The following is a 5,080-nucleotide window of genomic DNA, read 5'->3' on the forward strand; positions in this document are numbered from 1 at the left end:
TGCCGACTCACCACCGTCAGCAACACGGGAAGCGAGGTGAACCCCGACACCGCGCCCGCCCTCGAGTTCAGCGCCTGACAACCCCAACGAAGGAATCAGCCGCTACACCACTTCATGGGGCTTGACCACCACGCGCGCAGGTCTCCGCTCCTGTGGGGAGCGGACTTCGTTGAGGCCCGCAGGCGCGGCCCCAGGCATTGCCTCTTCCTGGTCTCCGCTCCTGTGGGGAGCGGACTTCGTTGAGGCGGCAACGGCGGCATCGACTGGCAGCCCGCGGTCTGGGTCTCCGCTCCTGTGGGGAGCGGACTTCGTTGAGGCCTCGAGGCGGGCCGCATCCTCGGCGAGGACGTGGGTCTCCGCTCCTGTGGGGAGCGGACTTCGTTGAGGCTCGAACATCGAGCAGGACTGGCTCGGATTCATCCGGTCTCCGCTCCTTTGGGGAGCGGACTTCGTTGAGGCTGGCACGAGTACCACGGCGAGCGGTACCTGCGCCGCGTCTCCGCTCCTTTGGGGAGCGGACTTCGTTGAGGCAGCCGGTCCGTCCCCTCGCCCACCTCGTGGGCCCCGGTCTCCGCTCCTTTGGGGAGCGGACTTCGTTGAGGCGTGAGGATGTAGCCGGGGTCGTCATCCTGCTTGCCGTCTCCGCTCCTTCGGGAACGGACTTCGTTAGCGATCCAGGTCCGAGGCGGGGTAGGGCTCAGACCGTGTTCCTCCCTGGTCAATTCGCTCGACTCTGTCGAGGGCGAGGCGCCTCGACGGGGTCGAATCACGCACGTGACGTCCGCGCCCGTCGTCACGCGTTCGCGAGGTCTTGGGCGTGGCTCCATGGAGTGAGCATCAGTAGCGAATCTGTTGGCTCGCAGCCAAGGCTGAAGGCGAGTCGGGGAAAGGCCATGCCCTGGGCCAATGCCCGGCGCATGGCGTCACGTGCTGTCCCGCGTTGAAGTTCATCCGGCATCTCCCCTACCCGCATGCGCGACCGGCGCGCAGCCAGCTGCAGCAAAATTTCGGCGACGAGCGCGGTCTATATCAACGCGGCCGTCTAGCCCGCGGGAAGCAGTCGGCCCCGTCTCGCCCCCTCACACCACCAGGGACAGGAACGCGCCGAGCGCGAAGCCGACCACGGTGAGGAGCCCGGCCCTCTCCCCGCCCTTCTCGCGGGCCTCGGGGATCATCGTGTCGATCAGCATGACCAGCAGGGCGCCGGCCGCGAAGCCCTGGATGCCGCCGGTCAGGGCGGGGGAGGCGACGTCGGCGATCAGCCCGCCGCCCCACGTCGCCAGAGCGCAGACCACCGCCACGAGCGACCACTGGATCAGCAGGTGGCGCCGCGTCTTGCCGCCGTCGAGGGAGTCGGCCGTGGCGGCGATGGACTCGGGCAGGTTGGACATGAAGATCGCCACGAGCAGCGCGAGGGACACGCCCTCGCCCGCGGCCAGCCCGATGCCCAGCACGATCTGTTCCGGGATGCCGTCCAGCAGCGCGCCCACGGTCAGCGCCGCGCCCGAGGACGAGCCGCCGGACCTCGCGGCGGAGCGCTCCACTGCACGATCTCCGAGGAAGTAGGCGGCCGCGCCGAGCGTCAGCCCGATGCCGACGGCGGCAGGTCCGGCCGCCTGCACGCCCGCCTCCGCGAGCTCGAAGGACACGGACGCGATCAGGGCGCCGGCGCCGAAGGCGAGCACGAGTCCGATCGTGCCCATGTGCCAGCGGCGCAGGGTCGCCAGGACGGCGCCCACGAGCAGGGAGGACGCGGCGACTGCGCCCCACATCAGGGTCATCACGGCAGCCAGGCTACGCGCTGACCGGGGACGACGCCGGGCCGCCGCCTCAGCTCAGCGCACGACCTCGTCCGCCTCGCCCGTGAGACCGAGCTTCTCGGCCACGTAGTCCACGTCCTTGTCCCCGCGGCCGGAGAGGTTGACGAGGATCCGCTCGTCCCGAGTTCGAAGCGAGGTGCTGCGCTACCCAGCACGACAACCAGGCCCTGGTTTAAATCACATGACGAGTGCCTTCACCACGCCCAGAGCGGCTCAGGATCCGGTATCGCCCGTCCCCGCCTGCGGAGACGCAATATCCATGAGGTTCTCAGGTGAGGGGGGAGAGTTCCCTGACGGGTGTTTCGGGGCGGCCGGTCTTGCTCCAGGCCAGCACATTGCGGGCCTGGATCATGGGGTACTCGACGAACGTGCGATCGGAGAGAAAGCCGATGTGTGGAGTGACGACGACCCGGGGGTGACGCACCAACGGGTGGTCCGGTCCGGCAGGCTCCTCCGAGAGCACGTCGAGGGCGGCACCGCGCACGCGACCTGATCTCAGACTGCGCAGCAGGGCGTCTTCATCAATCAATTCCCCCCTGGAGACATTGACCACGACGGCCTGGTCCGGGAGCAGATCCAGCATGGCTTCGTCGAGGAAGTGGCGGGTGTCTTGGGTCAGTGGCATGTGCAACGAGAGCACGTCTGCTTGGGCGAGAACCTCTTCCACACCAGCAAGTTCAATGCCGGCCGCTCTCTCCTTGTCCGTCAGCTCTGTGACTAAGGGATCGTAGGCCAGAACTTTGTCGAACACTGCGGCAGCCAGTGCACCGAACGCCCTGCCAATCTTGCCGTAACCCAGTACACCCACACGGGTTTCGTGCAGGCCCTTGGGAAGGGCCGAGGACAGCAGGCTCCACTGACCCTGGCGCACGCCCGATCCGAAGGAGGAAACCTGCCGACAGAGGTTCAACGCCAGGGCCAAGGCGTGGGCCGCTACCTCTCGAGTGGCGACACCGGGGACGTTGGCCACCCAGACTCGCGAGTCAGTGGCGGCGTCGACATCGACGTTGTCTACGCCCATCGACAGCAAGGCGATGATCTTGAGCCTGGGCAGCGCGCGGATGAGATCTGCGTCGATGCGTGCGTAACCGACCATCAGGGCGTCGGCGTCCTGAGCGCCCTCGAGTATCTCTCGGCTGTCTCTGGTCCCCAGCACGCGCACGGTCCAGCCATGGCTTTCCAGCAGTTGACGTCCGGGGGTGATATCGAGTTCGTCGTAATCGGTGTACACGGCAATGGGTGATGCCTTCATGCGTGATCCTTTCAACGGGTTGGGTGATTCGCCGCGGCTGGTTTCCCGCTCGGCAGCGGAGGGTGAGATTCCGCATTGACGCCGGAGGTGAAATAGGTCCGCCGTGCGTAGTCCTCCTTGACGGAGCGCAGGTGAAACCAGGAGTGGAGTTCCGCAACGCCCCTGAGTTCCCTGATCGAGTCCAGGGCTCGGTCGATGTCCCGCGGCGTGGACCCGCGCACGGTGACGAGGGCGTCGAAGCGGCCCACGGTGGCCGCGGCGAACTCCACGTCCGTGGACTCAGCAATGCGGTGCAATGTGTCCAGGGTGTCCCCTCGCAAACTCAGCCCGACACCGGCGGTGACGATTCCTCCGCTGTATCCACGCTGTTGAACCACGAAGATTTGAGCGATGCCAGCCTCCAGTATGCGATGGGCCCGGTTACGCACCACCGAGGGTGATCTATCCACTCGCTCAGAGAGCTCTTTCCAACTCAACCGCCCGTTTTGTTCCAGATGGGCCAGGAGTTGACGGTCGATGTCATCGATATCCATGGTCTCGAAGGAGCGGTGCTCGATGTTGCCCTTGACAATGTCGGTATAAATCGCGGTGTTAACGCGGATGACCTGGGGGTTACCACGTAACCGCGTCAGTAGGTGCTGCATCTCTACCTGGTCGTGTACTCGTACTTCGGCGATGAAGTCGAACTCGCCGGCCGTGACCGAGACCAGAACGCACTCCTCCCAGGCCGCAACCATGGCAGCGATGTCCTGCACGGGCCCGCTGGTGGACACCGAAAGGTGGCCGATGAAGTCCAACCCCATGAATGCCGGATGCACCGTCGCGACTACCCGCACCACCTGGGAGGCCAGCAACCGCCGCAGTCGTTGCGCCACCACGGAGCGTGGCATGAGCAGTCGGTCTGCCAGCTTGACCGCGCTGGCGCGTGGATCCTCCCGGAGGGCACTGATGAGCTGCTCGTCGAGCTTGTCGAACGGGTCCATGACATCCTCAGAACAATCGGTACGGGCTTCGATCAGAGCTGATGCTAAACCCCCACATCTCCCACTGAACCGTCGTCGCAGTGCATTCAAGGGCCAACAGAACAGTGGAATCGGTTCGAGTCTGCAGTAGATCTGGTTCGCCAAGTGATGAATCTCACTATACGCTGTCGGTCACCTCACATCCCCAACGCAAGTGCCTACCCCAGGCGGTGGGCGCCCGTGCGGCTCAGAAGTCAGGCGGTCTACGCATGAGCACCTCACCGAACCCCAGGCAGCAGTTCACCCACAAGAAGGCGGTACGCGCCGGGATGGCCTCGTTCATGGGGACGACCATTGAGTTCTACGACTTTTATGTCTACGCCACGGCCGCTGCCATTGTCTTCGGTCCCTTGTTCTTCCCGGACGCCGATCCCATCCTCGGGGTGCTCTACTCCTTCGCTACTTATGCCGTCGGATTCTTCTTCCGCCCCCTGGGAGCCGTCCTCTTTGGCCACATCGGTGACCGTCATGGTCGCCGGGTCTCGCTGGTGCTGACCCTCGTGCTGATGGGGGTGGCCACCACCCTGGTTGGGCTGCTGCCGACGTATGAAACGGCGGGCGCCCTCGCCCCGGTGTTGCTGATCATCCTGCGCGCCATGCAGGGCCTGGCGGTCGGTGGGGAATGGGGCGGGGCCGTGCTGATGTCCACGGAGAGCGCCCCGGAGAAGTTCAAGGGCTTCTATGGGGCCTTTCCCCAGCTCGGCAACCCGATGGGGGCCCTGCTGGCCTCGCTGATCTTCTCGGCGCTGACCGTCAATGGCAATGAGTTCCTGCTGAACGGTGGTTGGCGGATCCCGTTCTTGCTCTCGGTGGTGCTGATCGGCATCGGGTTCTGGGTCCGTTACCGCGTGGAGGAAACGGGCGTGTCAGATGGTCTGTGTAAGCCGTACCGAGAGGAACGGTAAGAATCATGACCATGATCGACGAGAAGAACCCAGGCGAGCCCTCGGGCCAGGACCTGGTCGAGCAGCTGAAAGCCTCAGGGC

4 protein-coding genes and 1 CRISPR repeat array are annotated in these 5,080 nt (G+C 65.3%); of the genes, 1 reads left to right on the forward strand and 3 read right to left on the reverse strand.

Features of this window, described 5'->3' with window-relative positions:
- Positions 1-139: 139 nt before the first annotated feature.
- Positions 140-603: direct repeats of the CRISPR family, unit length 37 nt; unit sequence GGTCTCCGCTCCTGTGGGGAGCGGACTTCGTTGAGGC.
- 476 nt (positions 604-1,079) lie between these two features.
- The 3 genes from O3T09_RS11655 to O3T09_RS11665 all read right to left on the reverse strand — a co-directional run bounded on the left by O3T09_RS11655 (position 1,080) and on the right by O3T09_RS11665 (position 4,055).
- Positions 1,080-1,781, reverse strand: coding sequence for a ZIP family metal transporter (locus tag O3T09_RS11655; protein WP_036334456.1), 702 nt, complete (start codon positions 1,779-1,781; stop codon positions 1,080-1,082).
- A gap of 307 nt (positions 1,782-2,088) precedes the next feature.
- Entirely contained in the window at positions 2,089-3,072 is a 984-nt protein-coding gene (locus O3T09_RS11660) for a C-terminal binding protein (RefSeq protein ID WP_144819769.1), read from the reverse strand.
- 11 nt (positions 3,073-3,083) lie between these two features.
- On the reverse strand, positions 3,084-4,055 hold the full coding sequence (locus O3T09_RS11665) for an Lrp/AsnC family transcriptional regulator (RefSeq protein ID WP_144819768.1): 972 nt from the start codon (positions 4,053-4,055) through the stop codon (positions 3,084-3,086).
- A 248-nt stretch (positions 4,056-4,303) separates the two neighbouring features.
- On the opposite strand from O3T09_RS11665, the gene O3T09_RS11670 reads away from it, so the two are divergent.
- Entirely contained in the window at positions 4,304-4,999 is a 696-nt protein-coding gene (locus tag O3T09_RS11670; protein WP_331282722.1) for an MFS transporter, read from the forward strand.
- The last annotated feature ends 81 nt before the right edge of the window (positions 5,000-5,080 follow it).

Source organism: Micrococcus sp. H39-S4 (assembly GCF_027158145.1).
GTDB classification, from domain to species: Bacteria; Actinomycetota; Actinomycetes; order Actinomycetales; family Micrococcaceae; genus Micrococcus; species Micrococcus luteus.

Coding starts and splice junctions, on each gene's coding strand:
- O3T09_RS11660 (WP_144819769.1), bottom strand. CDS start 3,072: ATGAAGGCATCACCCATTGCCGTGTACACCGATTACGACGAACTCGAT.
- O3T09_RS11665 (WP_144819768.1), bottom strand. CDS start 4,055: ATGGACCCGTTCGACAAGCTCGACGAGCAGCTCATCAGTGCCCTCCGG.
- O3T09_RS11670 (WP_331282722.1), top strand. CDS start 4,304: ATGAGCACCTCACCGAACCCCAGGCAGCAGTTCACCCACAAGAAGGCG.
- O3T09_RS11655 (WP_036334456.1), bottom strand. CDS start 1,781: ATGACCCTGATGTGGGGCGCAGTCGCCGCGTCCTCCCTGCTCGTGGGC.